We start from the raw sequence: 25,230 nt of genomic DNA on the forward strand, positions 1-25,230 counted from the left end.
TCGTCCTTGATCACTGAGGCGTAAATAGTAAGCACTCTCAAGTAGTGCGGCGCCGATCACAGACTTTTTGCACCGGGGAGCACCATCCATGGCACATCGATTCGCCGCACGGTCCTTGTTGGCACTGGCCATTTCCATGGCCTGTGGCACTGCGCCGCTGTATTTGCAGGCCGCCGAAACCACCCAGGCCCAGACCTACCGTTTCGATATTGCAGGGCAAAGCCTGGACGGTGCGCTGGCGGCGTTTTCGGCGGTGACGCGAGTTCAGGTGCTGGTGTCGGGTGAGTTGACCCAGGGCGTGCTGTCGCCGGGTGTCAAAGGCAACTTCGGCCAGCGCGAAGCCTTGGGGCAACTGCTCGGCGGTACCGGGCTGAGTGCGGCGTTTATCAACGCGGACACCGTGACCCTGGAAAAGCGCATGGACACAGGCTCCGCCATCGAAGTCGGCGCCACCACCATCAGCGCCGAACACCTGGGCGCCACCACCGAAGGCAGCGGCTCCTACACCACCGGCGCAGTGACCCTGGGCAAGGGCGAACAGAAACTCAAGGACATCCCGCAATCGGTCAGCGTCATGACCCGCAAGCAGATGGACGACCAGAACACCACCAAGCTCTCCGAAGTGGTCAAGCGCACGCCCGGTCTGACCGCGACCAAATCCCCGGGCCCCGGCATGTTCATCTTCTCCCGTGGCTTCGAGATCGGCACCCTGCAATACGACGGCGTCGGCATCCCGCGTAACACCTACGCGCTGGGCAGCTACCTTACCGAAAACATGGCGATCTACGACCGCGTCGAAACCCTGCGTGGCCCGGCCGCCTTGCTGCAAGGCGCCAACAGCCCCGGTGGCACCATGAACCTGGTGCGCAAGCGCGGCCAGCAGGCGCCTACGGTGACCGTCACCGCCAAGGCCGGTTCGTGGGATCACTATGGCACCCAGGTGGATGCGGGTGGTCCGCTGAACGCCGAAGGCACGTTGCGCGGCCGCTTTGTGGCGGATTACGACACCACCGATTCCTTTGTCGACTATGCCGGCGGCTGGAATCAGACGGTCTACGGGGCGGTGGACTACGACTTCACGCCTGACACCAGCGTGGGTGTTGGTATCAGCAACCAGAAAGGCCATTCACGCCCCAACTTCATGTCGCTGCCCCGTTACGCCAACGGCAACGATATTGGCCTGTCACGCTCCACCTTCGTCGGTGCCAGCTGGAACCGCGCCGTCAACAACCAGACACAGGTGTTCGCCGACATCGAGCATCGCTTCAACGACGACTGGAAAGTGAAAGCCGCCCTCGTGGCGATGGACGAACATAACGACGCGACATACCAAGCGACGTGGGACGCCATCCCCAACCCCGGCGACACCGGTAACGTGCGCTATGTGGACTGGGTTACCGACTTCAATACCAAAAGTCGCGGTGCGGATGTGTATGTCAACGGAGAGTTTGAAGGCCTGGGTCTCCAACAGGAGATGGTGTTGGGCGCCAACTATTCCAAGCTCACCACAGACGACCAATGGGCCCGTGCGGCGACGGCTGGCGCCGATATTTTCAACATCGACCACAACCGTCCGCAGCGCGATAAGTACCAGCTGTTTCAGGCAGGAAATGCGTCGAGGAGCTGGTACGACATTCGTCAGAAAGGTATCTACGGCACCTGGCGCGTGAAAGTGCTCGATCCGCTGACCTTGATCGTTGGTGCACGTACCAGTTGGTATGACTATTCCTACATCGACCAGAGTGGTTCCAGGGGGGTGTACGGCAGTCCGTCCGGAAGCGCCACTCAGACGAATGGCAAGGTCACGCCGTATGCGGGCCTGGTATATGCCCTCAATGACCAATGGTCTGCCTATGCCAGTTACGCCGATGCGTTCGAACCACAAACCAACCGGACAACTTCCGGCTCCTTGCTCAAGCCTATCGAGGGCAAGAACTACGAGCTGGGTCTCAAGGGTGAGTTGGCGGATGGTCGTCTGAATACCTCGTTCGCGATCTTCCGTTATGATCAGGAAAATCGCGGCGTCCAAGACCTTCAAGGGCCGATGAACTGCGATGGCTGGTACTGCTCGGTCGCCTCGGGCAAAGTCCGCAGCCAGGGGTTTGAAGCCACGTTAGGCGGCGAAGTGCTGCCGGGTTTGCAACTGGTCTCCAGTTACACCTACAACACGACCAAATTCCTCAAGGACGACACCTACGAAGGCAAGGTCTTCAGTACCTGGACGCCCAAGCACTTGCTCAAGGTCTGGGGCGATTACCAATTGCCGGGGGACTGGAATAAAGTCAGCGTCGGCGCCGGGGTGACCGCGCAAAGCAGTACCGTGGCCTACGACCGCACCTTCAGTGTGCCGGGCAACGCACTGTGGGATTCGCGGGTGGCCTACAAGATCAACCAGGAGTTCACCGTCGCGGCGAACCTGTACAACCTGTTCGACAAGAAGTATTACATCCCTGCCTACAACGCGAACTGGGGCAGCAACTACTACGGCGATCCGCGTAATGTGATGTTTACGATGACCTACACGCCGCAGTTCTGATTACATCCGGATATAAAAATGCCCCGCATTCGGCGGGGCATTTTCATGTGTGGCGGTTAGCCCTTACAGCCCATCCAGCATTGCCTTGTTACGTACCGCACCCTTGTCGGCACTGGTCGCCAACAGGGCATAGGCCTTCAAGGCGGTCGTGACTTTGCGCGGGCGCTTCTCCACCGGCTTCCAACCTTTCTTGTCCTGCTCGACCCGGCGCGCTGCCAGCTCTTCATCGCTGATCAACAGGTTGATCGAGCGGTTCGGAATGTCGATCAGGACCTTGTCGCCGTCCTGCACCAGGCCAATCGCACCGCCGGCAGCGGCTTCAGGTGACGCGTGGCCGATGGACAGGCCCGAGGTGCCGCCGGAGAAGCGGCCGTCGGTCAGCAGGGCGCAGGCTTTGCCCAGGCCCTTGGACTTCAGGTACGACGTCGGGTAGAGCATCTCTTGCATACCCGGGCCGCCTTTCGGGCCTTCGTAGCGGATGATCACGATGTCGCCTTCTTTGACTTCGTCGGCGAGGATGCCGCGTACCGAGCTGTCCTGGCTTTCGTAGATCTTGGCGCGGCCTTCGAAGACGTGGATGGATTCATCCACGCCGGCGGTTTTCACCACGCAACCGTCGAGGGCAATGTTGCCGTACAGCACGGCCAGGCCGCCTTCTTTGGAGTAGGCGTGCTCGACACTGCGGATGCAGCCGTTTTCACGGTCGGCGTCCAGGGTGTCCCAACGGGTCGACTGGCTGAACGCGGTCTGGGTCGGGATACCGGCCGGGCCAGCCTTGAAGAAGGTGTGCACGGCTTCGTCGTCGGTCAGGGTGATGTCCCACTTGGCGATGCCTTCGGCCAGGGATTTGCTGTGCACGGTCGGCAGGTCGGTGTGCAGCAGGCCGCCACGGGCCAGGGAGCCTAGGATCGAGAAGATCCCGCCGGCGCGGTGCACGTCTTCCATGTGGTACTTCTGGATGTTCGGCGCGACCTTGCACAGTTGCGGCACATGGCGGGACAGACGGTCGATGTCGCGCAGGTCGAAATCGATCTCGGCTTCCTGGGCCGCGGCCAGCAAGTGCAGGATGGTGTTGGTGGAACCGCCCATGGCGATGTCCAGGGTCATGGCGTTTTCGAACGCCTTGAAGTTGGCGATATTGCGCGGCAACACCGACTCATCGTTCTCGCCGTAGTAGCGCTTGCACAGCTCGACGATGGTGCGGCCGGCCTGCAGGAACAGCTGCTCGCGGTCGCTGTGGGTGGCCAGGGTCGAACCGTTGCCCGGTAAGGCCAGGCCGAGGGCTTCGACCAGGCAGTTCATCGAGTTGGCGGTGAACATGCCGGAGCACGATCCGCAGGTCGGGCAGGCGCTGCGCTCGTATTCCGCGACCTTCTCGTCAGAAGCGCTGGAATCGGCGGCGATGACCATGGCGTCGACCAGGTCCAGGCCATGGGAGGCGAGTTTGGTCTTGCCGGCTTCCATCGGGCCGCCGGAGACGAAGATCACCGGGATGTTCAGGCGCAGGGCGGCCATCAGCATGCCGGGGGTGATCTTGTCGCAGTTCGAGATGCACACGATGGCGTCGGCGCAGTGGGCGTTAACCATGTACTCCACGGAGTCGGCGATGATCTCGCGGCTCGGCAGCGAGTACAGCATGCCGTCATGGCCCATGGCGATGCCGTCGTCCACGGCGATGGTGTTGAATTCCTTGGCTACACCGCCGGCGCGCTCGATCTCGCGGGCGACCAGTTGGCCCAGGTCCTTGAGGTGCACGTGGCCGGGTACGAACTGGGTAAAGGAGTTGGCAATGGCGATGATCGGCTTCTTGAAGTCGTCATCTTTCATCCCCGTGGCACGCCACAGTGCGCGGGCGCCGGCCATGTTGCGGCCGTGGGTGGATGTTTTCGAGCGGTAATCTGGCATGGAGCACTCCGGGCGGCTAATCAGGTACTAAACAGGGGAGTGAGCTTCTATTGACGTCTGGAGCACTCAGAAATAGCCGTGTGTCCGGAGGTTGCCTCAAACGCTGCGGGATCGCCGCGCGCAGTGGCCTTGAGCTCATAAACCCGCCGGGGGATGACTGGCGATGAATAGGGCCGATTCTACACCGCTGGCGGCTGGAGGGAACGGGATACTCAGGGCTGCTGGCTTTGTTTAGACTGGCGGCCCTTTGCCCCGCCCCCTCTCCAAAGGAATTGGAATGCCCGGTATCCATCGTTTTCTTGGGTTCTACCTGCTGATCGGTCTGATCCAGGGAATCGTCTTCTATTACTCCGATCAGCTCTATCGCTTGAGCGAAACCGTGTTTTTTGTCACCTACACCGTGGTGTTGGTGGGTGGTACCACCTTGCAGTTGCTGGGGGAAAAAGCCCGACAGTGGCGGTCGTTGCTGCCTACGCTGGCATTCACCCTTTTGATGGGTGGCATGACGCTGTGGGTCTGCTACGGCCTCGACCATGTCGGCAATAACCGCTGGGCGATCAATTCCTGGTTTATCAGCGTGGTGGTGTTGAGCTATGTCTGTGCCACGTTTCTGTTCGCCTGGCCCGCCGAAAAAGGGCAACGGTGGCGTTATGAGGACCTGTTCCAGCAGGCCTGGAACAGCGTATTCATCGTGCTGTATGCCCTGATCCTGGTGGGGGTGTTCATGTTGCTGCTCAAGCTATGGGGCCGACTGTTCCTGATGCTGGGCATCGAATTTTTTGAGCGCCACTTCTGGAGCCAGCTATTCCTGTGCATCAGCTTGCCGTTGGTGTTCGCCTTGGGCATGTACCTGGCGGCGCGCAGCGAGAAAGTCATCGGCCAGATGCGCGGCATGCTGTTCAGCGCCTGTGGCTTGTTGTTGCCGTTGATAGCCCTGATCAGCCTGCTGTTTACCCTGACCTTGCCGTTCACCGGGCTCGGGCGGATTTGGGCGACGGGTTATTCCACGCCGATTCTGCTGGTGCTGGCGGGGGCCCAGCTGTTCTTGCTCAATGGTGTTTTTCAGGAGGGCGTTCAACCTCCACCGTACCCCAAATGGTTAACGCGGTTTATCGAATTGAGCCTGCTGTGCCTGCCGGTTCTCGCCGCCCTGGCGTTTTATTCGAGCTGGTTGCGGGTCGAGCAATATGCCTTATCGCCACAGCGCTTCATTGCATTGGCGGCGGCGTTACTCTGTGGTTTGTATGGCCTGGCGGCCGTGTGGGCGGTGGTGTTGCGTTCGCCGGTCTGGCTGGCCAACCTGCGTGTTACCAACCCGGCCTTGGCGCTGCTGTTTTGTGGGCTGGTGGTGTTGGTCAACACGCCGATCCTCGATCCGGTGCGCCTGAGCGTCGACGATCAGGTCCGGCGTTTGCTCGACGGGCGTACCAAGGCTGAAGCGTTTGACGCGCACTACCTGCGTTTTGGCCTGGAGAAGGCTGGGGAGGCGGCGTATGCCAAGTTGCAGGTCGACCTGGACCAGGAGCGCATTCTGGACCCGGAATCGCGCCGTGCCTTGCGTGAGCGGATGGAAGACACCTCGCTAAGTTTCAGTGAACAGTATGAAAAAGAGCGTGCCCGCCGGCCCAAGCCCGAGCTGGAATGGATCGGCCCTGAGCCCAAGGGCAGCGAGCAGTTTGCCGAGCTTAGCCTGAACACTGACTCTGGGTGCGAGCCCGGCTGTGTGTTGTGGGCGGTGGACTTCGATCAGGACGGGCAGCCCGAAGTGCTTGCGATACCGCGCACCAGTTATCGCCATGACTTCAAGCCGCCGCGCATTTTTGTCCTGGACGATAAGGGCGAATGGGACGATCGCGGCCCTCTCGTATGGACGCAACTGCCCGACGGCTATGTGGACACCGAGACCCTGATCCACGATATCCGTGAGGGCAAGATCTCGTTGGTCAAGCCTCGTTACCGGCAGTTGCAGTCCAGTGACATGTTGCTCACGCCGGTGGTTCGTGAGCCGTAGTCCGCCGATTGGTCACCAGCCCCCAGAGGCTGAATCCGATAAAACCGAGGGCGATGCTCATCAATAGATGATCGCCGGCCTGGGCCAGTGCCGCGCTGACGACAGCGGCAGTGAGAAACATGATGCTATTGCCCGCCGACGCCGCCGTGCCCGCGCTGCTGGAGAACAACAGCATTGCTGCGGAAATCGCGGCTGGCCTGACCAGGGTGACGGCCAGGGCGCTGATCAGCATTGGGATCAACAAGGTCACGGTGGTCAGGGCTTCAATGCTGACGATCAGCGTTAACAGCGCGCCTGCGACGAGCAGCAAGCCAAGACCGATATTGATTTGCCGGGACAGCGCCATGCGTTTTTGCAGGTACGAGGCAGCAACGCCGCCGAGCAGGTAGGCCAGGCCGTACACCATCAGCACCAGCGCATATTGGTATTCGGACAGCTTCAGCGCATCCATGAAAATCAGCGGCGTCACGCTGATCAAGGCGAAGTAGCAGGCAAATACCAGGGCGGCGATCCACCAATAGCGCAGAAAGTCCCGATTGTGCGCCACGGCCTTGAGTGTGCCGATGATGGATACCGGTTCGCGGTGTGGGCTGGAGGACTTCGACGGCAGGATACAGAGCGCATGGATCAACATGCCCGATGCCATCAGCGCAAACCCATAGAAGCTCCCTTGCCAGTCGAAGGTGGTTTGCAGCCAGGAGCCGATCAGCGGCGACAGCGCGACAAACGAGCCGCTCAGGGTCATGTAATAGAGGCGCACCCGGGCTCGGTCCTGTTCGTCGAACAGGTCTTCCACCAGTGCATGGCCCAGTACGAAGAAGCCGCAGCCCATGGCCTGGACCGTGCGAAACAGCAGGAAGGTCAGGTAATCCGGCGCCATGGCGCAACCTATCGCCCCGAGGATCGACAGCGTGATACAGCCGAGCAGGACTTCCTTGCGCCCCCATTTATCCGAAAGCGGACCGGCGAGCAGTTGGGAGATGGAAAAGACCAGGGTGAACAGGCTGATGGACAGTGCGATGTCTGCGCTGGGCGTGTCGAACCGGGCGGACAGGGCGGGGAACGACGGGAGCAGGATATTGATCGGGAAAAAGCTGATCAGTGAGATGCAGGTGATGAGGATGAAGCGGGAGAGGGTGGGCCCAGACATTGTTTTTGTTTTCCGGAGTAAAACCAGAAACCGATACTAGTCTGCGAAAAGTGGAATTCAATCAAAAGTGTTGAGAGAAATTTCCTGAATTGACGTGGCTTGCTTGGGTAGGAAAAGTTTTCACGGCAACCACAAAACAAATGTGGGAGGGGGCAAGCCCACTCCCACATTTTTATCTGTGCTTGGCTTTAGCTGTTTGGCAACAACCGGCACGTAATGCTCTTGATATACCGCGTCTCGACAATCGCCGGATGCACCGGATGATCCGGGCCCTGGCCGCCACGTTCCAGCATCTGGATATTGCGGTCCAGGTGGCGGGCGCTGGTCAGCAGGATGTTCTGCAGGTCATCTTCCGGCAGGTGCATGGAGCACGAGGCGCTGACCAGGATGCCGTCCTTGCTGAGCAGGCGCATGGCTTGCTCGTTCAGGCGGCGATAGGCGCCTTCGCCGTTCTTCATGTCTTTCTTGCGTTTGATGAAGGCCGGTGGGTCGGCGACGATCACGTCGAAGCGTTCTTCGCTGGCTTTCAATTCCTTGAGGGCTTCGAAGACGTCGCCTTCGATGCAGGTCATCTTCTCGGCAACGCCGTTCAGCGCGGCGTTGCGCTCCACGCCATCGAGGGCGAAGGCCGAGGCATCGACGCAGAACACTTCACTGGCGCCGAAGGCCGCGGCTTGCACGCCCCAGCCGCCGATGTAGCTGTACAGGTCGAGTACGCGTTTGCCTTTGGCATACGGGGCCAGGCGCGCGCGGTTCATGCGGTGGTCGTAGAACCAGCCGGTTTTCTGGCCCTGGATCACCGGGGCTTCGAATTTCACGCCGTTTTCTTCCAGTGCGACCCACTCCGGCACCAGGCCGAACACGGTTTCGACGTAGCGGTTGAGGCCTTCGGCGTCGCGCGCGGCGGAGTCGTTCTTGAACAGGATGCCGCTCGGCTTGAGCACTTGGGTCAGGGCGGCGATCACGTCGTCTTTATGGGCTTCCATGGTCGCCGACGCGATCTGCACCACCAGAATGTCGCCGAAACGGTCGACCACCAGGCCCGGCAGCAGGTCGGAGTCGCCGTAGACGAGGCGGTAGAACGGCTTGTCGAACAGGCGATCACGCAGGGACAGGGCGACGTTCAGGCGGTGCACCAGCAGCGACTTGTCCAGCGGCAACTTGATGTCGCGCGACAGCAGGCGTGCGCAGATCAGGTTGTTCGGGCTCATGGCCACGATGCCGAGGGTCTTGCCGCCGGCCGCTTCCAGGATGGCCTGGTCGCCCGCCTGGAAGCCGTGCAGAGGGGTGGCGGCCACGTCGATTTCGTTGCTGTAGACCCACAGGTGGCCATTGCGCAAACGACGATCGGCGTTGGCTTTGAGACGCAGGCTTGGCAGGGACATGACGTCGCTCCGGAAAAAAGAGCGGGAGTATACCTTGTTATGTAGGAAATGGCCGGGCTGCCGGATGTGCGGGGAGGTGTCAGCCGAGGGTTGATAAGGGTTAGAATCCCCACCTAGCCCAGAGTGTGTACTTATGTCCCAAGAGCTTTCCGCCGAACAGATCCAGCAGGCCCTCCAAGGCATCAGCGTGCCGCCCCAGCCGCAAATCATGGTGGATTTGCAGATGGAGCAGTACATGCCCGACCCGGACCTGGAAGTGATCGCGCGGTTGATCTCCCAGGACCCGGGCCTGTCCGGCGCGCTGCTGAAGATCGTCAACTCGTCCTATTACGGGCTGAGCAACAAGATCGCCTCGATCCAGCGCGCGGTGAACCTGCTGGGCAGCCGCTCGATCATCAACCTGATCAACGCCCTGTCGATCAGGGGCGAGATGAGCGACGACACCATCGTCACCCTCAACCGCTTCTGGGACACCGCCCAGGACGTGGCCATGACCTGCCTCACCCTGGCCAAGCGCACCGGCGCCCAGGCGGTGGACGAGGCCTATGCCCTGGGGCTGTTCCACGACTGCGGCGTGCCGCTGATGCTCAAGCGTTTCCCCAATTACATGACGGTGCTCGAAGAGGCTTACGCCAACGCCGGCCCCGACTGCCGCGTGGTCGACACCGAAAACAATGCGTTCAACACCAACCATGCGGTGGTCGGCTACTACACCGCCAAGTCCTGGCGCCTGCCGGAGCATGTGACCGACGCCATCGCCAACCACCACAATGCCCTGGCGATCTTCAGCGATGAGACGTCGCGCAATCCGCAGCTGAAAAACCTGCTGGCGATCCTGAAGATGGCCGAGCACATCGGCTCGTCCTATCGCGTGCTGGGCAACCAGTCGGTGGACCATGAGTGGAATGCCATCGGCCACTTGGTGCTGGACTACGTGGGCCTGTCGGACTACGACTTCGAAAGCCTGAAGTTGTCGATCCGCGAACTGGGCGCGCACTGATCCCCCCTTCACGAGGTACACATGCCCGAGTTACCAGAAGTCGAAACCACCCGGCGTGGGATTGCGCCGCACCTGGAAGGCCAGCGGGTCAGTCGCGTGGTGGTGCGTGAGCGGCGCCTGCGCTGGCCGATCCCGGAAGATCTGGATGTGCGCCTGTCCGGCCAGCGCATCGTGCTGGTGGAGCGGCGGGCCAAGTACCTGTTGATCAATGCCGAAGTGGGCACCTTGATCAGCCACCTGGGCATGTCGGGCAACTTGCGCCTGGTCGAGGTCGGCATGCCGGCGGCCAAGCATGAACATGTGGATATCGAGTTGGAATCCGGCCTGGCCCTGCGCTACACCGACCCTCGGCGTTTCGGCGCGATGCTCTGGAGCCAGGACCCGCACAACCATGAACTGCTGATTCGCCTGGGGCCGGAGCCGTTGACCGAGCTGTTTGACGGTGAGCGTTTGTTCCAGCTGTCCCGCGGCAAGTCGATGGCGGTGAAACCCTTCATCATGGACAACGCGGTGGTGGTGGGCGTAGGCAACATCTATGCGACTGAGGCGTTGTTTGCGGCGGGGATTGATCCGCGTCGCGCGGCCGGCGGCATTTCACGCGGGCGTTATTTGAAGCTGGCGATCGAGATCAAGCGCATTCTGGCGGCGGCAATCGAGCGTGGCGGCACCACGTTGCGGGACTTTATCGGTGGCGATGGGCAGCCGGGGTATTTCCAGCAGGAATTGTTCGTCTACGGCCGCGGTGGCGAGGCGTGCAAGGTCTGCGGGACTGAGCTGCGCAATATGGTGCTGGGGCAACGGGCGAGTGTGTTTTGCCCCAGGTGCCAGCGCTGATTGCTGTGTAGTGGCTGATATCGCTATCGGGGGCAAGCCCCCTCCCACACTTTGATTTGTGAATACGTTCAAAATGTGGGAGGGGGCTTGCCCCCGATGAGGTCTTTCCAGGCACTAAAGAAGCTCAAGCCTTACCGGTAATCTTCCGGTACTTCTCCATCAACTGCTCTTCCGTCTCCGGATGGGCTTCATCCAGCGGAATGCAATCCACCGGACACACCTGCTGGCACTGCGGCTCGTCGTAGTGACCGACGCACTGGGTGCACAGGTTAGGGTCGATCACGTAGATCTCTTCGCCCTGGGAGATGGCGGCGTTCGGGCACTCGGGTTCGCAGACGTCGCAATTGATGCAATCGTCGGTGATGATCAGGGACATGGAAACTCCTGCCAGGGCTGTCAGCCAAGGCATCTGAAAACTAATGCTCGCAATTGTGCCGCATTGGCGCCCGCAGTGCGAGCTGTGGTGAGCGGGGCAAGCCCGCTCACCACATTACTTCTTGAAGCGCAGCGTCAGCGCATCAGCCACGGCCGGATGCACGAACTTGGTGATATCCCCGCCCAAAGCGGCAATTTCACGGACCAACGTCGAGGAAATGAACGAATAACGTTCCGACGGCGTGAGGAACAGGCTTTCCACGTCCGGCGCCAGTTGGCGGTTCATGTTGGCCAGCTGGAATTCGTATTCGAAGTCCGACACCGCGCGCAGGCCACGCAGGAACACATTGGCGTTCTGCTCCTTGGCGAAATGCGCGAGCAACGTGGAAAAGCCCACCACTTCCACGTTGGGCAGGTGCTTGGTGACCTCACGCGCCAGCTCCACGCGCTGTTCCAGGGGAAACAGCGGGTTTTTCTTGGGGCTGGCCGCGACTGCGATGATCACATGGTCGAACAAACGAGAGGCGCGTTCGACCAGATCGCCATGGCCTTTGGTAATCGGGTCGAAGGTACCTGGGTACAACACTCGGTTCATCGCGTCGTCCTGGCGGAGTCCGTTGGGGAACCGGATGGTATCGCAGCCATCCCGGTCGGCCAAGTCAACTTATGCATAAGAAAGCCGTATAGACACCGTGAATAGCGTGTTTTTTCACGCTGTTTTCAGACGTTCGGCCAAGGCTGTCGCCAGTTGAGCGGTTAATCCGTACACCGATAATTGCGGGTTGGCCCCAATACTGGTGGGGAATAACGAACCGTCGTGGATCGACAGGTTGCGCAATTGGTGATGGCGACCGAGGCTGTCAGCCACCGCATTTTTGGGATCTTCGCCCATGGCACAGCCGCCCATCACATGGGCGCTGCCCAGGGTTGTCCGGTGCAATTCCAGATTCAAACCCTCAATGACGCTGCGTGCCTCGGCCAAGGTGTTCACGAACCGTGCGTCATGGTGCATGGGCTTGACCGACTTGGCGCCCGCCGCGAACTGGATCTCGGCCATGCTGTGGAAGGCCCGGCGCAGGCCATCCCAGGCGTAGGGCGAGACCTGATAGTCGAGCACCGGCGTACCGTCACCGCGTAAATCCACGCTGCCGCCCTGGCTGTCGGGGTGAAAGCCGTCACGCAACAGCGCGAGCATGGCGTGGGTATGCGGCAATTGGCCCATGTCCAGGGCGTTCTGCGTGCCATAGCCGCCGAACAAGGTGCTGGCCAATGCTGGATGCAAGGGCGGCGCCTCAAGCTTGTAGGACATTTTGCCGGTGGTGCCGTCCTGCCACTGGAAATGGTCGGAGTAGATCGACTGCGGCGCGCCGTAGAACGGGTTGATCACCTCGTCGAACAATGCGGCGGAGAAGTTCACCAAGTGCAGAAAGGTGCGCTTGCCCAGCCGCGAATGCGGGTCGGGGGCATCCGAGCGCATCAGCAGCGCCGGGCTATTGATGCCGCCGCCCGACAGCACGTAATGCTTGGCCTTCACGCTGATCCTGCGTCCGGTAGGCGCCACGCAGCGCGCGTCCATCGCTACGCATTCCAGGCTGCTGATGGTGTCGCCGCTGTATTTGAGCTGCTCGGCGCGGGCCAGGTACAGCAGCTCGCCGCCTTTTTCCAGGGTCGACGGGATGGTGGTCACCAGCATCGACTGCTTGGCGTTGACCGGGCAGCCCATGCCGCAATAACCCAGGTTGAAGCAGCCGCGGACGTTGCGCGGGATCACATGCCAGCTGTAGCCGAGCTTTTCGCAGCCTTTGCGGATCACATCATTGTTGGCATTCGGTGGGATGGCCCATGGTGCGATGCCCAGGCGCTGCTCCATCTTTTCGAACCACGGTGCCATCTCTGCACTGCTGTGGCCTTTTACCGCGTACTCGCTGGCCCAGTGGCTGAGGGTGGCGTCCGGGGTACGGAAGCTGGAGGTCCAGTTGATCAGCGTGGTACCGCCCACCGCGCGACCCTGCAGGATGGTGATGGCGCCGTCCTTGCTCATGCGGCCGATGCCTTCCTGATACAGGCTGGCATAGGCCTCGTCCTCCAGCAGCTTGAAGTCGCTGCTGGTCTTGAGCGGGCCCTCTTCGATCAACAGCACTTTGTAGCCGGCGGCGCTGAGGATCTCGGCAGTGGTGCCGCCACCGGCGCCGCTGCCGATGATGGCCACGTCGGCTTCCAGGGTGAGGTCGCTGTCGAGGGCGGCGCCATTGTGGGTTTTCCAGCCGCGGGCCAGGCCGTCGCGGAACAGATCGGGTACGGGCATCAGGGTCGTCTCTTGTTTTTATTGTGAGGGATGCGAATCAGATCTTCGGCGGGCCGGGGTAGCCGCAATGCGCCCAGGCGGCGGGCCGGAAGTACCAGGCCATGATCACCAGCTTGAGCAGCGAGCCCTGGCCCATGCGCAGCAGGTTCAGGTAGCTGTTTTCCCAGCGGTACAGGAAGTTGCGGATCTGTTCCGCGCTGGCGTTTTCCCAACTGCCCCAGATGCCGGTCAACGGGCCGCGTGTAATACCCATGCCGAGCACATCGAACAACTGCTGGGTGAGCTTGAACATCTCCGGCGACAGGTGCTGCAGGCTGTAGTCGAGTTTTTTCAACGTGTCTTCAATCCCGGCGACCACATCCTGGGCGCTGGCCACGCCTTCGAGCAGCACCGGGATCACCGCGCGCAGGAACGGCAGGTCACTGCTGCGCAACATGGCAAAGCCGCTGGCCGGGGTGCTGCTGGAACAGCCGCTGAGGCTGGCGCCCAGCCCGGCCGTGGCCAGGAAGGCGCCGGCACATAGGCCGATTTTCAAGACGCCGCGCCGCGACAGCGCGGGTGAATCAGTCAGGCTAGGGTTCATTGTTATTGTTATCCCGTGGGTGGCGGTGTCAGCGGACGAACAACTTCTGGATCAGTTTCTGGATCGATTTGCCGTAGGGCGGGTAGATCAATTTCGCCGCGTTCAGGCGCTGTTTCACCAGCACGCCCTTGGCCTTGCTGAACGTCAGGAACCCTTCATGGCCGTGGTAGTGGCCCATGCCCGAGGGGCCGATGCCGCCAAAGGGCATGTCGTCCTGGGCCACGTGCAGGAGGGTGTCGTTCAGGCAGACACCGCCGGAATGGGTCTCGTGGAGGACGCGGTCCTGCTCGCGCTTGTTGTAGCCGAAGTAATACAGGGCCAGCGGGCGAGGGCGCTGGTTGATGTAGGCAAAGGCTTGGTCGATGCCGCGATAAGGCACGATCGGCAGCACCGGGCCGAATATTTCGTCCTGCATCACGGTCATGTCATCGCTGACATTCAGCAGCAGGCTATGGGCCATGCGCCGTGCCTGGCCCTGGTCGTACAGCGGGATCAGGGTGGCGCCCTTGTCGGTGGCGTCCTTGACGTAGGCATTGAGTCGGGCCAATTGACGTTCATTGATGATGGCGGTGTAGTCCGGGTTGTCGGCCAGCGTCGGATAAAACCCGCGAACCGCCTTGCTGTAGGCCTCGACGAAACCCTCCACGCGTTCCTCCGGCACCAGCACGTAGTCCGGGGCCACGCAGGTTTGCCCGGCGTTCAAGGCTTTACCGAAGGCGATGCGTTCGGCGGCGTCCTTGAGCGGTACGTCGGCGGAGACAATGGCCGGCGACTTGCCGCCCAGTTCCAGGGTGACCGGCGTGAGGTGTTCGGCAGCGGCGCGCATTACGTGCTTGCCGATACTGGTCGCGCCGGTAAACAGCAGGTGATCGAAGCGCAGCTTGGAAAACGCCATGCCCACCTCGGCCTCGCCGAGCACCACGCACACCAGGTCCTCGGGGAAAATCCTCGCCAGTAACGCCTTGAGCAGTTCGCCGGTAGCGGGCGTGGATTCGCTGAGCTTGAGCATCACCCGGTTGCCTGCCGCCAACGCACCGACCAGTGGGCCGATGGCCAGGTACAGCGGGTAGTTCCACGGCACGATCACGCCGACCACGCCCAGGGGTTGGTAAATGACTTTGGCTGACGCGGGTTGGAAGGCCAGGCCTACAGCGCGGCGGGAAGGTTTCATCCAGCCTTTTAGATGTTTGCTGGCGTAGTGAATGCCATGCAGGCTGGGCATCAGTTCGGCGAACAGGGTTTCGTCGGCGCTGCGCTGGCTGAAATCCTGGCTGATCGCATGGATCAGTGCCTGGCGCTCGTCACTGAGCACATCCCGCAAGGCCTTGAGCCACTGCTGGCGCTGTGCAGCTGGCGGCATCGGGTTGGCGGCGTAGGCGCGGCGTTGGGCGTCGAACAGGTCCTGGAGTTGATCCAGCGCCTGGGCATCTTGCAGGTAGGCAACGTTGGCAGACATGGCGCAGCACCGATTGTTATTGGTCTGCGTGGATTTTTAGAGTCATTGCTCTAAATTGTCAAATAACATTGCAGCAACATGCAGATTTATCCTGGCAAGGATAGGCCGTAAGATGCCCTATCACGTGTACAGAAGCTGATTCCCCTATGGCACCACGAGTAAAGACCAGCGAGCGTATTGTGCAAACCAGCCTGGAGCTTTTTAACCAGCAGGGCGAGCGCAGTATCAGCACCAACCATATCGCCGCCCATATGGAAATTTCGCCGGGCAACCTGTACTACCACTTCCCCAACAAGCAAGCGATCATCTCCGTGCTGTTTCGCGAATATGAAGCGTTGGTGGACAGTTTCCTGCGTCCGCCCCAGGGGCGTGCAATGGTCGTGGAGGACAAGCGCTTTTATCTCCAGGCCGTACTGGCCGGCATGTGGCGCTACCGTTTTCTGCACCGCGACCTTGAACACCTGCTGGAGAGCGACCCGGAGCTGGCCACCGGCTATCGGCGTTTTTCCCAGCGTTGCCTGATCCAGGGCGGCGCCATCTACCAGGGGTTTGTCGATGCAGGCATCCTGAATATGGACCCGGTGCAAACCGAAGCCCTGACCCTCAATGCCTGGATCATCCTCACTTCCTGGGTGCGTTTCCTGTGCACCACCAATGAAAACTCCGCCCACCTGAGTGCCGAAGCCATCAAGCGCGGTGTTTATCAGGTGCTGGTGCTGGAGGCGGGCTTTGTCACGCCCCAGGCAAAAGGGGCGGTGGATGCACTGTTCAAAGAGTTTTACGTGCCGTTGAACCAGGCACTGGAAGAAGTGAAGTAGGACCTTTCCCGAATCTGTTCACAGGAGTCCATCATGCCGCTTGCCCAACTGATCAGCCCCCAGCAATTGGCCGAGCGCCAGACGTCGGCGGGGCTGGTGATCCTGGATTGCCGTTTTGCCCTGGAAGACCCGGATTACGGGCGTTGCAGCTACGCTGAAGGGCATATCGACGGTGCGCAATATGCTGATCTTGAGCGCCATCTCAGCGGGCCGGTGATCAAGGGCGTGACCGGTCGTCACCCGTTGCCGGCGGCGGGCACCTTTGCCGAGCAACTGCGGGCCTGGGGTGTGAGTGCCGATACCGACGTGGTGCTTTACGACGACGGTCCTGGTGCCTATGCCGCCCGCGCCTGGTGGTTGCTGGCCTGGCTGGGCAAGCGCGACGGCGTATTTATCCTGGATGGGGGGCTCAAGGCCTGGCATGCGGCGGGTTTCCCGTTGAGCCTGGATGCGCCGGTCGTCGAGCGCGGGACGTTTGCCGGTACACCGGACAATCACCTGCTGCTGGATGCCGAACACCTGCAAAAACGTCTGGGCCAACCCGGCCTGACCCTGATCGATGCCCGCGCCCAAGCGCGTTTTCGCGGTGAAGTTGAGCCCATTGATCCGATTGCCGGGCATATCCCCGGTGCGCAATGTGCGGCGTTCAACGAAAACCTGGGCAGTGACGGGCGTTTCCTGCCGGCCGAGCAACTCAAGCAGCGCTTCGCCGCGCAGTTGCAGGGGCGCTCGCCGGAGGAACTGGTGGCGTATTGCGGCTCGGGCGTGACGGCCTGTCACAACCTGTTCGCCCTGAGCCTGGCGGGTTACCCATTGGGCAAGTTGTATGCGGGGTCGTGGAGCGAGTGGATTACCGATCCGACGCGGAAAATCGCTACGGGTGACTGAGTTCCCGGCCGTGTAAACCCAATCCTAATATGGGAGGGGCTTATCCCTCCCACATGTTTAACCGTGTCGTGCCAATAACCATTGTGGGATGCGCCGCTCCAGGTAGTAGCCTGGGCGTTTCAGCGAGCCATCGACGAAGCCCACGTGCCCGCCCTTGGTCGTCAGCTCAAACTCGGTGCACGCCGACAGCTCGCTGGCCTCGGGCAAGCTGTGGGCGAATACGAACGGGTCGTCGGCCGCCTGGATAATCAGCGTCGGCGTGCGGATCGCGCCCAGGTAGTAGCGACTCGACGCGCGACGGTAATAGTCCTCGGCACTCAAGAACCCATGCAGCGGCGCGGTAACCCGGCCGTCGAAGTCCCAGAAGGTGCGCATCTTCTCCAGCGAGCCAAGCGCTTCCAGGGTTTTCAGCCCGTCCGCACGGCCATCCTGTAAAAAACGGCTTTGTTTGACGCGGATATACGCGAGCATTTCACCCATGAAGTGCTTTTGGTAAACCCGCGAGAAACCTATCCCGATGCGGTCCGCACACTGGTCCAGGCGAAACGGCACCGACACCGCCGCTGCGCCTTGCAGCCCGGACGCCTCGCCGGTTTCCCCCAGGTGCTTGAGCAGCACATTGCCCCCCAGCGAATAACCCACCGCATACAGCGGCGCCAACGGCCGCTTGGCGCGCAGGTGCGCAATCGCGGCGGCGAGGTCTTCGCTGGCGCCTGAGTGATAGCTGCGTGCCAACAGGTTGGGCTCGCCCGAACAGCCGCGCCAGTTCAAGGCCGCACTGGCCCAGCCTTGGGCGCCGAGGACTTTTTGCAGGCCGGCCACATAGGGGGAATTGGATGAGCCGGTCAGCCCATGCAGCACCAGCACCAACGGCGCCTGCGCGTCATGCGGGCCATGCCAGTCGAGGTCGAGAAAGTCGCCGTCTTCCAGCCACAGGCGTTCGCGTTGGCGTTCGATATGGGTAGTCGGGCGCCACAGCGGCCCCCACAGGGTTTGCAGGTGAGGGTTGCCGAGGCCGAAGGCGGGGGTGAACAGGTCGGAGGACGGTGTCATGACACTCTCAGTTTTGAGCTAACTCACTGTCTGTGGTGAGCGGGCTTGCTCACCACAGATTTTAAGCGACGCTTTCGACCAATCGATGCCACAACGCGTAATACACACGACCGGATTTCTGCTCCCGGTGCAGGCGCCAGGCGCCCGGCAAGCCCAGGGTAGACGGCGCGGTCTCGCTTTCAGTGTAGATCCACGCGTCCGGTGCCAGCCATTGGCGCTCTTCGAGCAAGGCGCACACGGTCGGCAACAGGTTCTGGTTGAACGGTGGGTCGAGGAACACCACGTCGTAGGCACTGGGCGCCTGGGTTTCCAGGTAGCGCAGGGCGTCGGCGGTCTGCACCTGGCCATTGGTGCAGCGCAGGGTGCCCAGGTGTTCCTTGAGGCTGGACACCGCGACATTGCTCGCATCCAGCGCCTGGGCCTGGGCCGCGCCACGGGACAGCGCCTCCAGGAACAGCGCGCCACTGCCGGCGAACGGGTCCAGCACCTTGGCGCCAGCAATGTACGGCGCCAGCCAGTTGAACAGGGTTTCACGTACGCGGTCCGGCGTCGGGCGCAGGCCCACGACGTCGGGGAAGCTCAGCTTGCGGCTGCCCCATTCGCCGCCAATGATGCGCAGCTGGCCCACACCGTTATGCACGTTGTGGACAGGTTTTTTCGGGCGAGATGAACTGGCCATTAATGCTCCGGAACCCCGAGCGGCTGCTCGGCAGGTTTATCAGTGGGGGGCGGTAGTGGCTTTTGCGCAGTCGTTGGGCCGGCGGTCACGATGACCATCTTGTCGGCGCTCAAGTGTTTGTTCAAGGCCGCCTTGACCTGCTCTACGGTCAGGGCCTGGGATTGTTTCATGAAATCTTCCAGATAGCTCAGCGGCAGGTTGTAGAAACCCATGGCGCCCAGCTGCCCGACGATATCGGCGTTGCTGGCGGTGGACAGCGGGAAGCTGCCGGCCAGCTCGCGCTTGGCGTCATCCAGTTCCTTTTGCGTCGGACCGGTCTTGAGGTAGTCGGCGAGCACGTCTTCGACCAGGCGCAGGGTGCCGCCGCTCATTTCGGCGCGGGTCTGCAGGTTGATCATGAACGGGCCACGCACTTGCATCGGCGAGAAGCCGGAATACACCCCATAGGTCAGGCCACGTTTCTCGCGCACTTCGCTCATCAAGCGGGTGCCGAAGCCGCCGCCGCCGAGGATCTGGTTGCCCAGGGACAGGGCGGCGTAGTCCGGGTCGGCGCGGTCGATGCCCAATTGGGCGAACAGCAGGTGAGTCTGTTTGGACGGAAACTCGATATGGCTCAGGCCGGCCTTGGGCTCGGTTGGCTGGGCGATTTTCGCCATGGCCGGGCCCTTGGGCAGCGAAGCGGACACTTTGGCCGTCATCGCTTCGGCTTCGGCGCGGGTCAAGTCACCGACCACGGCAATCACCGCATTACCCGCCGCATAAGCCTTGGCGTGGAACGCCTGCAGCTGCGCGAGGGTAATCTTCGGAACGCTTTGCGGCGTGCCTTCGCTCGGGTGAGCGTAGGGGTGATCGCCGTACAGGCGCTTGAACAGCTCCAGGCTCGCCAGCTTGCCGGGGTTCTGCTTCTGGTATTCAAAGCCGGCGAGGATCTGGTTCTTGATCCGCGCCAGGGAATCGGCGGGGAAGGTCGGCTTGCCGATCACCTCGTCAAACAGCGCCAGGGCGGCCTCGCGTTTAGCGCTGTCGCTGAGGCTGCGCAGGGACACCAGCGCCATATCGCGATAAGCGCCATTGCCAAAGTCGGCGCCCAGGCCTTCAAAACCACTGGCAATCTGGCTCACATCCTTGCCCGGTACACCTTCGTTGAGCATGGCGTTGGTCATCAGCGCCAGGCCCGGCACGTTGCCGTCCTGGCTGCTACCGGCGGCGAACAGGATGCGCATGTCGAACATCGGCAGTTCATGGGCTTCGACAAACAGCACCTTGGCGCCTTCGGCGGTGGTCCAGGTTTGCACGTCGAGCTTGCGGTTGGTCGGCGCCTTGCCGTCCAGCTCCGCCAGGGATTGCAGTTTGTTGGCCGATTGAGCCTTGTCCAGCGCCTGGCTGGCAACGGACTCACTCGGGCGCAGGAAATACACGGCACTCGCCGCGACCAGGGTGACGGCGATCAGGCCCGGCAGGATCAGGCGGCTGCTTTTGCGATCACTCATGAGCGGTCTCCTCAGGCAAAACATGGGCGACGCTCAGACGTTCGCGGGTGAAATAGGTGCGCGCGGCCTTCTGGATATCTTCCGGGGTCACGCTTTGCAGGTCGGCCAGTTCGGTGTCCATGAGTTTCCAGGACAGGCCCACGGTTTCCAGGGAGCCAATGGCCGTGGCCTGGCTGGTGATGGAATCGCGTTGGTACACCAGGCCGGCGATGACCTGGGCACGGATGCGTTCCAGTTCTTCGGCGGTCGGTGGCTTGGCCTTCAGCTCTTCCAGCAGGCGCCACAGGCCGGCTTCGGCTTGGGCAACGGTCTTTTTCTTCTGCTGGTTCGGGGTGGCCGAGAGGGTGAACAGGCTGTCGCCCCGGGTGTAGGCGTCGTAGTTGGTGGACGCGGCGGATACCAGCTCTTCACCCCGCTCCAGTTGCTCGGAAATACGCGCACTGTAGCCGCCGTCCAGCAGGGCTGAGATCAGGCGCAGGGCCTGGACCGAACGCTTGTCTTCGGCGGTGGCCAGGCCAGGTACGTTGAAGCCCAGGATCACGCTCGGCAATTGGGTCTGCACATGCATGGTCAGCAGGCGCTCGCCGGGCTCGGCCAGCTCCATCGGAATCTTGGCGGGCGGTACGTCACGCTTGGGGATCGGGCCGAAGTAGCGCTGGGCCAGGTTTTTTACCTCGTCCGGGGTGACGTCGCCGACCACCACCAACGTGGCGTTGTTCGGTACATACCAGGACTGGTACCAGTGGCGCAGTTCCTCGACCTTCATGCGGTCGAGGTCGGCCATCCAGCCGATGGTCGGTGTGTGGTAGCCGCTGGCCGGGAAAGCCATCGCCTTGAAGCGCTCGAAGGCCTTGGACATCGGGTTGTCGTCGGTGCGCAGGCGGCGTTCTTCCTTGATCACCTCGATTTCGCGGCTGAACTCGTCGGCCGGCAGGCGCAGGCTGGCCATGCGGTCGGCTTCCAGTTCGAAGGCAACGCCCAGGCGGTCACGGGCCAGCACCTGGTAGTAGGCGGTGTAGTCATCGCTGGTGAAGGCGTTTTCTTCGGCCCCCAGGTCACGCAGGATCAGCGAGGCTTCGCCGGGGCCGACCTTGGCGCTGCCCTTGAACATCATGTGCTCCAGGGCGTGGGACAAACCGGTCTGGCCCGGGGTTTCATAGCTCGAACCGACCTTGTACCAGACCTGGGAAACCACCACCGGCGCGCGATGGTCTTCGCGCACGACCACCTTGAGGCCGTTATCCAGGGTGAATTCATGGGTGGGTTGTGGGTCGGCAGCCAAGGCTGAAAGGGGCAGACAAACTGTGCTGAACAGCAGGCCTGCGGCGTGGCGGGCTAGAGCATTCATTCGTTTTTAAACCTGTTGGGCTGCCCGCTTGGTCTTAGCGTCGGCGGGCGAGGAGGTGCTAGGATACTGATCCGACCTAGGGACGGCCACTGCGGCTGTCTTGTTGAGGCCCTATTTAGGCCTTACAAAATGTTGCGCATGAACGAGCTGGCTAAAAAACAGTCTGTTACGCATCGAATTTTATTTACCGATGCGCCCCTTGGCGCGTCGCTACCTTGAGATAGCCGTCTCCATGTTTGGTTCCAACGACGACAAGAAGACCCCAGCTGCGGCTGGCGAGAAGAAAGGCCTGTTCGGATGGCTGCGCAAAAAGCCGCAGGAAACCGTCGCTGAACAGCCACAGGTTCAAGCTGAGCCGATCCCCGAGCCTATAGTAGAAGCCGAGCCCGTTGCCGAAGCACCGGCGCCGGTGGTGTTGCCGATGGCTGAGCCGGTGTTGCAGCCGGTGGCCGAGGTGGAGCCTGAGCCCGAACACAAGCCGTGGCCTGAGCTGCCGGTGCCTGAAGAGCCTGTGGCGCTGGTTGAAGATGTGCAGGCCGAGCATGTGGTGCCGCCGATTCCGGTGACCGTTGAGCCACAGCCGGTCGTTGTCGAAGCTCCCGCCCCCGTGTCTGTGCTAGTGGAGCCGGTGGTTGCCGCTCCCGCCGTCGTCGAAGCGCCCGTCGCTCCCACCGAAACCAGCAAGACCGGCTTCTTCGCCCGCCTCAAGCAAGGCTTGAGCAAGACCAGCGCCAGCATCGGCGAAGGCATGGCCAGCCTGTTCCTCGGCAAGAAGGTGATCGACGATGAGCTGCTGGAAGACATCGAAACCCGCCTGCTGACCGCCGACGTGGGCGTCGAAGCCACCGCCGTGATCATCCAGAGCCTGACCCAGAAGGTCGCGCGCAAGCAGTTGACCGATGCCGACGCTCTCTACAAATCCTTGCAGGCCGAGCTGGCGGCGATGCTCAAACCCGTGGAAGCACCGCTGGTGATCACCCCGAACAAGCCGTTCGTGATCCTGGTCGTGGGCGTCAACGGCGCCGGCAAGACCACCACCATCGGCAAACTGGCCAAGAAGCTGCAGTCGGAAGGCAAGAAAGTCATGCTCGCCGCCGGCGACACCTTCCGCGCCGCTGCCGTCGAGCAATTGCAGGTCTGGGGTGAGCGCAACAAGATCCCGGTCATCGCCCAGCACACCGGTGCCGATTCCGCCTCGGTGATCTTCGACGCCGTGCAAGCCGCCAAGGCCCGTAACATCGACGTCCTGATCGCGGATACCGCCGGTCGCCTGCACACCAAAGACAACCTGATGGAAGAGCTGAAGAAAGTCCGCCGCGTGATCGGCAAGCTCGACGCAGACGCCCCACACGAAGTGCTGCTGGTGCTGGACGCCGGTACCGGGCAGAACGCCATCAGCCAGGCCAAGCAATTCAACCAGACGGTCCAACTGACCGGCCTGGCCTTGACTAAGCTCGACGGAACGGCCAAAGGTGGCGTGATCTTCGCCCTGGCCAAGCAGTTCGGGTTGCCGATTCGTTATATCGGCGTCGGTGAAGGCATCGACGACCTGCGCACCTTTGAAGCCGAACCCTTTGTCCAGGCACTGTTTGCCGAGCGGGAGCGTTCATGATTCGATTCGAACAGGTCGGTAAACGCTATGCCAACGGGCATGTGGGCTTGCATGAGCTGAGCTTTCGAGTGCGCCGCGGCGAGTTCTTGTTTGTCACCGGTCACTCGGGGGCCGGCAAAAGTACGCTGTTGCGCCTGCTGCTGGCCATGGAACGCCCGACCACGGGCAAGTTGCTGCTGGCGGGCCAGGACCTGGCTACCATCAGCAATGCGCAGATCCCGTTCCTGCGCCGCCAGATCGGCGTGGTGTTCCAGAACCACCAGTTGCTGTTCGATCGCACGGTGTTCAACAACATTGCCCTGCCGTTGCAGATTCTTGGGCTGTCCAAGGCCGAAATCGTCAAGCGTGTGGATTCGGCCCTGGAGCGCGTGGCGCTGTCGGACAAGACCGACCTCTACCCCGGCGACCTGTCCACCGGCCAGCAACAGCGCGTCGGCATTGCCCGCGCCATCGTCCACCGCCCGGCCTTGCTGCTGGCGGACGAACCCACCGGTAACCTCGACCCGCGCCTGGCGGCCGAGATCATGGGCGTATTCGAAGACATCAACCGTCTGGGCACCAGCGTACTGATCGCCAGCCATGACCTGGCGCTGATCGCCCGCATGCGCCATCGCATGCTGACCCTGCAACGCGGTCGCCTGATCGGTGACGGGGAGGCTGGCGTATGAGTGCAACACGTAGCCCCAAGGTTTCCGAGCGCGTGGCGCCGAAACCGGCTGATCCGCAGCCGAAAAAGAAAAAACACGACGACGATGACGGCCCGGACTTCAGCACCCTGCTGCGCGCCTGGATCGAAAGCCATCGCGCCAGCCTGCTGGACAGCCTGCGTCGCCTGGGCAAGCAGCCGATCGGCAGCTTTTTTACCTGCCTGGTGATGGCCGTGGCCCTGAGCCTGCCGATGGGCTTGTCGCTGCTGCTTAATAATGTCGAGCGCCTGGGCGGTTCCTGGCAGCGTGCGGCACAGATTTCCCTGTACCTGAACCTCGATGCCAGCACCAAGGAAGGCGAAGCGCTACGGGACGATATCAAGAACATGCCGGGCGTCGCGGACGCCGAGTACGTCAGCCGCGACCAGGCCCTTGAGGAGTTCCAGCAACAGTCCGGTCTGGGCGAGGCGCTGAAAGAGCTGCCGCAGAACCCGCTGCCGGGCGTGGTGCTGGTGACGCCGAATGAAGTCGACAAGGCGGGCCTTGAAGCCCTGCGACAAAAACTCGCAGAGATGCCGAAGGTGCAACAGGCGCAACTTGATCTAGTCTGGGTAGAGCGCCTGGCGGCGATCCTCAAGCTGGGCGATCGGTTTGTGTTCGGCCTGACAGTGCTGTTGGTGTCTGCATTACTTTTGGTGATAGGTAATACCATTCGTCTTCATATTGAAAACCGTCGCACCGAGATAGAAGTGATTAAACTGGTCGGCGGCACGGACAGCTATGTGCGTCGGCCTTTTCTGTACATGGGTGCGCTTTATGGCCTGGGTGCGGGGATTTTGTCCTGGGGCGTGCTGGCGTTCGGCCTGAACTGGCTGAACGACGCGGTTGTCGGGCTTGCCGGCTTGTACGGCAGCGATTTTGCCCTGGCCGGGGTGCCGGTTGCCGATGGTCTGTCGCTCTTGCTTGGCGCGGTATTGTTGGGTTATATCGGTGCCTGGATTGCGGTCGCACGGCATTTACGCGAGCTGGCGCCGAAGTAGTTAATGTCAGGGTAATGTGGTTTCGTTTGTATTGACCGTATCAGTGGTTTAGGGAACTTGTCCTACGGTTCCCGGTCAATTTTCGCAGTGCTGAACTGCACGAGTTATGTGAGTC

At 61.6% G+C, this 25,230-nt stretch carries 21 protein-coding genes; 9 read left to right on the forward strand and 12 right to left on the reverse strand.

Annotated elements, in window-relative coordinates; genetic code table 11:
- Positions 1–88 precede the first annotated feature (88 nt).
- Positions 89–2,536: a TonB-dependent siderophore receptor gene (locus BM416_RS21730; RefSeq protein WP_092489417.1), complete on the forward strand. Its 2,448-nt coding sequence runs from the start codon at positions 89–91 to the stop codon at positions 2,534–2,536.
- 63 nt (positions 2,537–2,599) lie between these two features.
- On the opposite strand, the gene ilvD is transcribed toward BM416_RS21730, so the two are convergent.
- Positions 2,600–4,441 (reverse strand): dihydroxy-acid dehydratase, encoded by a 1,842-nt coding sequence (gene ilvD / locus BM416_RS21735; protein WP_027606118.1) that lies wholly within the window; start codon positions 4,439–4,441, stop codon positions 2,600–2,602.
- Between the two features lie 277 nt (positions 4,442–4,718).
- On the opposite strand from ilvD, the gene BM416_RS21740 reads away from it, so the two are divergent.
- Entirely contained in the window at positions 4,719–6,452 is a 1,734-nt protein-coding gene (locus tag BM416_RS21740; RefSeq protein ID WP_092355713.1) for a DUF4153 domain-containing protein, read from the forward strand.
- Here the strand turns inward: BM416_RS21740 and BM416_RS21745 are convergent.
- A complete protein-coding gene (locus BM416_RS21745; protein WP_092489418.1) occupies positions 6,427–7,602 on the reverse strand; it encodes an MFS transporter in 1,176 nt (391 codons plus the stop codon). The two genes, BM416_RS21740 and BM416_RS21745, sit on opposite strands and share 26 nt — an antisense overlap.
- Before the next feature lie 188 nt (positions 7,603–7,790).
- Positions 7,791–8,987, reverse strand: a complete 1,197-nt coding sequence (locus BM416_RS21750; protein ID WP_015373227.1) for a class I SAM-dependent rRNA methyltransferase — start codon at positions 8,985–8,987, stop codon at positions 7,791–7,793.
- Between the two features lie 187 nt (positions 8,988–9,174).
- On the opposite strand from BM416_RS21750, the gene BM416_RS21755 reads away from it, so the two are divergent.
- Together BM416_RS21755 and mutM are read left to right on the forward strand one after the other, a co-directional pair.
- Entirely contained in the window at positions 9,175–9,987 is an 813-nt protein-coding gene (locus BM416_RS21755) for an HDOD domain-containing protein (RefSeq protein ID WP_175539089.1), read from the forward strand.
- 21 nt (positions 9,988–10,008) lie between these two features.
- On the forward strand, positions 10,009–10,821 hold the full coding sequence (mutM, locus tag BM416_RS21760) for a bifunctional DNA-formamidopyrimidine glycosylase/DNA-(apurinic or apyrimidinic site) lyase (RefSeq protein WP_092489420.1): 813 nt from the start codon (positions 10,009–10,011) through the stop codon (positions 10,819–10,821).
- Positions 10,822–10,945: 124 nt separating this feature from the next.
- Here the strand turns inward: mutM and BM416_RS21765 are convergent, their stop codons facing one another.
- The 5 genes from BM416_RS21765 to BM416_RS21785 all read right to left on the reverse strand — a co-directional run bounded on the left by BM416_RS21765 (position 10,946) and on the right by BM416_RS21785 (position 15,540).
- Positions 10,946–11,197 (reverse strand): YfhL family 4Fe-4S dicluster ferredoxin, encoded by a 252-nt coding sequence (locus BM416_RS21765; protein ID WP_003195146.1) that lies wholly within the window; start codon positions 11,195–11,197, stop codon positions 10,946–10,948.
- Between the two features lie 114 nt (positions 11,198–11,311).
- Positions 11,312–11,791, reverse strand: coding sequence for a pantetheine-phosphate adenylyltransferase (gene coaD / locus BM416_RS21770; RefSeq protein WP_003176711.1), 480 nt, complete (start codon positions 11,789–11,791; stop codon positions 11,312–11,314).
- A gap of 114 nt (positions 11,792–11,905) precedes the next feature.
- Positions 11,906–13,501 (reverse strand): GMC family oxidoreductase, encoded by a 1,596-nt coding sequence (locus tag BM416_RS21775; protein ID WP_092489421.1) that lies wholly within the window; start codon positions 13,499–13,501, stop codon positions 11,906–11,908.
- Positions 13,502–13,538: 37 nt separating this feature from the next.
- Positions 13,539–14,084, reverse strand: coding sequence for a twin-arginine translocation pathway signal protein (locus BM416_RS21780; RefSeq protein WP_092489422.1), 546 nt, complete (start codon positions 14,082–14,084; stop codon positions 13,539–13,541).
- A gap of 28 nt (positions 14,085–14,112) precedes the next feature.
- On the reverse strand, positions 14,113–15,540 hold the full coding sequence (locus BM416_RS21785; RefSeq protein ID WP_092489423.1) for a coniferyl aldehyde dehydrogenase: 1,428 nt from the start codon (positions 15,538–15,540) through the stop codon (positions 14,113–14,115).
- 146 nt (positions 15,541–15,686) lie between these two features.
- Between BM416_RS21785 and BM416_RS21790 the strand changes: the two genes are divergently transcribed.
- On the forward strand, positions 15,687–16,358 hold the full coding sequence (locus BM416_RS21790) for a TetR/AcrR family transcriptional regulator (RefSeq protein WP_092489424.1): 672 nt from the start codon (positions 15,687–15,689) through the stop codon (positions 16,356–16,358).
- Positions 16,359–16,391: 33 nt separating this feature from the next.
- Positions 16,392–17,246 (forward strand): sulfurtransferase, encoded by an 855-nt coding sequence (locus BM416_RS21795; protein ID WP_092489425.1) that lies wholly within the window; start codon positions 16,392–16,394, stop codon positions 17,244–17,246.
- 57 nt (positions 17,247–17,303) lie between these two features.
- On the opposite strand, the gene BM416_RS21800 is transcribed toward BM416_RS21795, so the two are convergent.
- From BM416_RS21800 to BM416_RS21815, 4 genes are all read right to left on the reverse strand, one after another.
- Complete coding sequence (locus BM416_RS21800; RefSeq protein ID WP_092489426.1) at positions 17,304–18,299, reverse strand: hydrolase; 996 nt, start codon at positions 18,297–18,299, stop codon at positions 17,304–17,306.
- 61 nt (positions 18,300–18,360) lie between these two features.
- Positions 18,361–18,978 carry a 16S rRNA (guanine(966)-N(2))-methyltransferase RsmD gene (gene rsmD / locus BM416_RS21805; RefSeq protein WP_027606107.1) on the reverse strand — a complete coding sequence of 206 codons (618 nt, stop codon included), beginning with the start codon at positions 18,976–18,978 and terminating at the stop codon, positions 18,361–18,363.
- On the reverse strand, positions 18,978–20,468 hold the full coding sequence (locus tag BM416_RS21810) for a M16 family metallopeptidase (RefSeq protein WP_092489427.1): 1,491 nt from the start codon (positions 20,466–20,468) through the stop codon (positions 18,978–18,980). The genes rsmD and BM416_RS21810 overlap by 1 nt, the downstream gene beginning before the upstream one ends.
- Positions 20,461–21,816: a M16 family metallopeptidase gene (locus BM416_RS21815; protein ID WP_065923859.1), complete on the reverse strand. Its 1,356-nt coding sequence runs from the start codon at positions 21,814–21,816 to the stop codon at positions 20,461–20,463. Before BM416_RS21815 ends, BM416_RS21810 begins: the two co-directional genes overlap by 8 nt.
- Before the next feature lie 232 nt (positions 21,817–22,048).
- On the opposite strand from BM416_RS21815, the gene ftsY reads away from it, so the two are divergent.
- Genes ftsY through ftsX form a run of 3 tightly spaced genes read left to right on the forward strand, consistent with a single transcriptional unit; the run spans position 22,049 to position 25,115 of the window.
- Complete coding sequence (gene ftsY, locus BM416_RS21820; protein WP_092489428.1) at positions 22,049–23,428, forward strand: signal recognition particle-docking protein FtsY; 1,380 nt, start codon at positions 22,049–22,051, stop codon at positions 23,426–23,428.
- Positions 23,425–24,096: a cell division ATP-binding protein FtsE gene (gene ftsE, locus BM416_RS21825; protein WP_003213784.1), complete on the forward strand. Its 672-nt coding sequence runs from the start codon at positions 23,425–23,427 to the stop codon at positions 24,094–24,096. The genes ftsY and ftsE overlap by 4 nt, the downstream gene beginning before the upstream one ends.
- Positions 24,093–25,115: a permease-like cell division protein FtsX gene (gene ftsX, locus BM416_RS21830; protein WP_065923857.1), complete on the forward strand. Its 1,023-nt coding sequence runs from the start codon at positions 24,093–24,095 to the stop codon at positions 25,113–25,115. Before ftsE ends, ftsX begins: the two co-directional genes overlap by 4 nt.
- Positions 25,116–25,230 lie beyond the last annotated feature (115 nt).

Source organism: Pseudomonas sp. NFACC42-2 (assembly GCF_900116055.1).
Classification (GTDB): domain Bacteria; phylum Pseudomonadota; class Gammaproteobacteria; order Pseudomonadales; family Pseudomonadaceae; genus Aquipseudomonas; species Aquipseudomonas marginalis.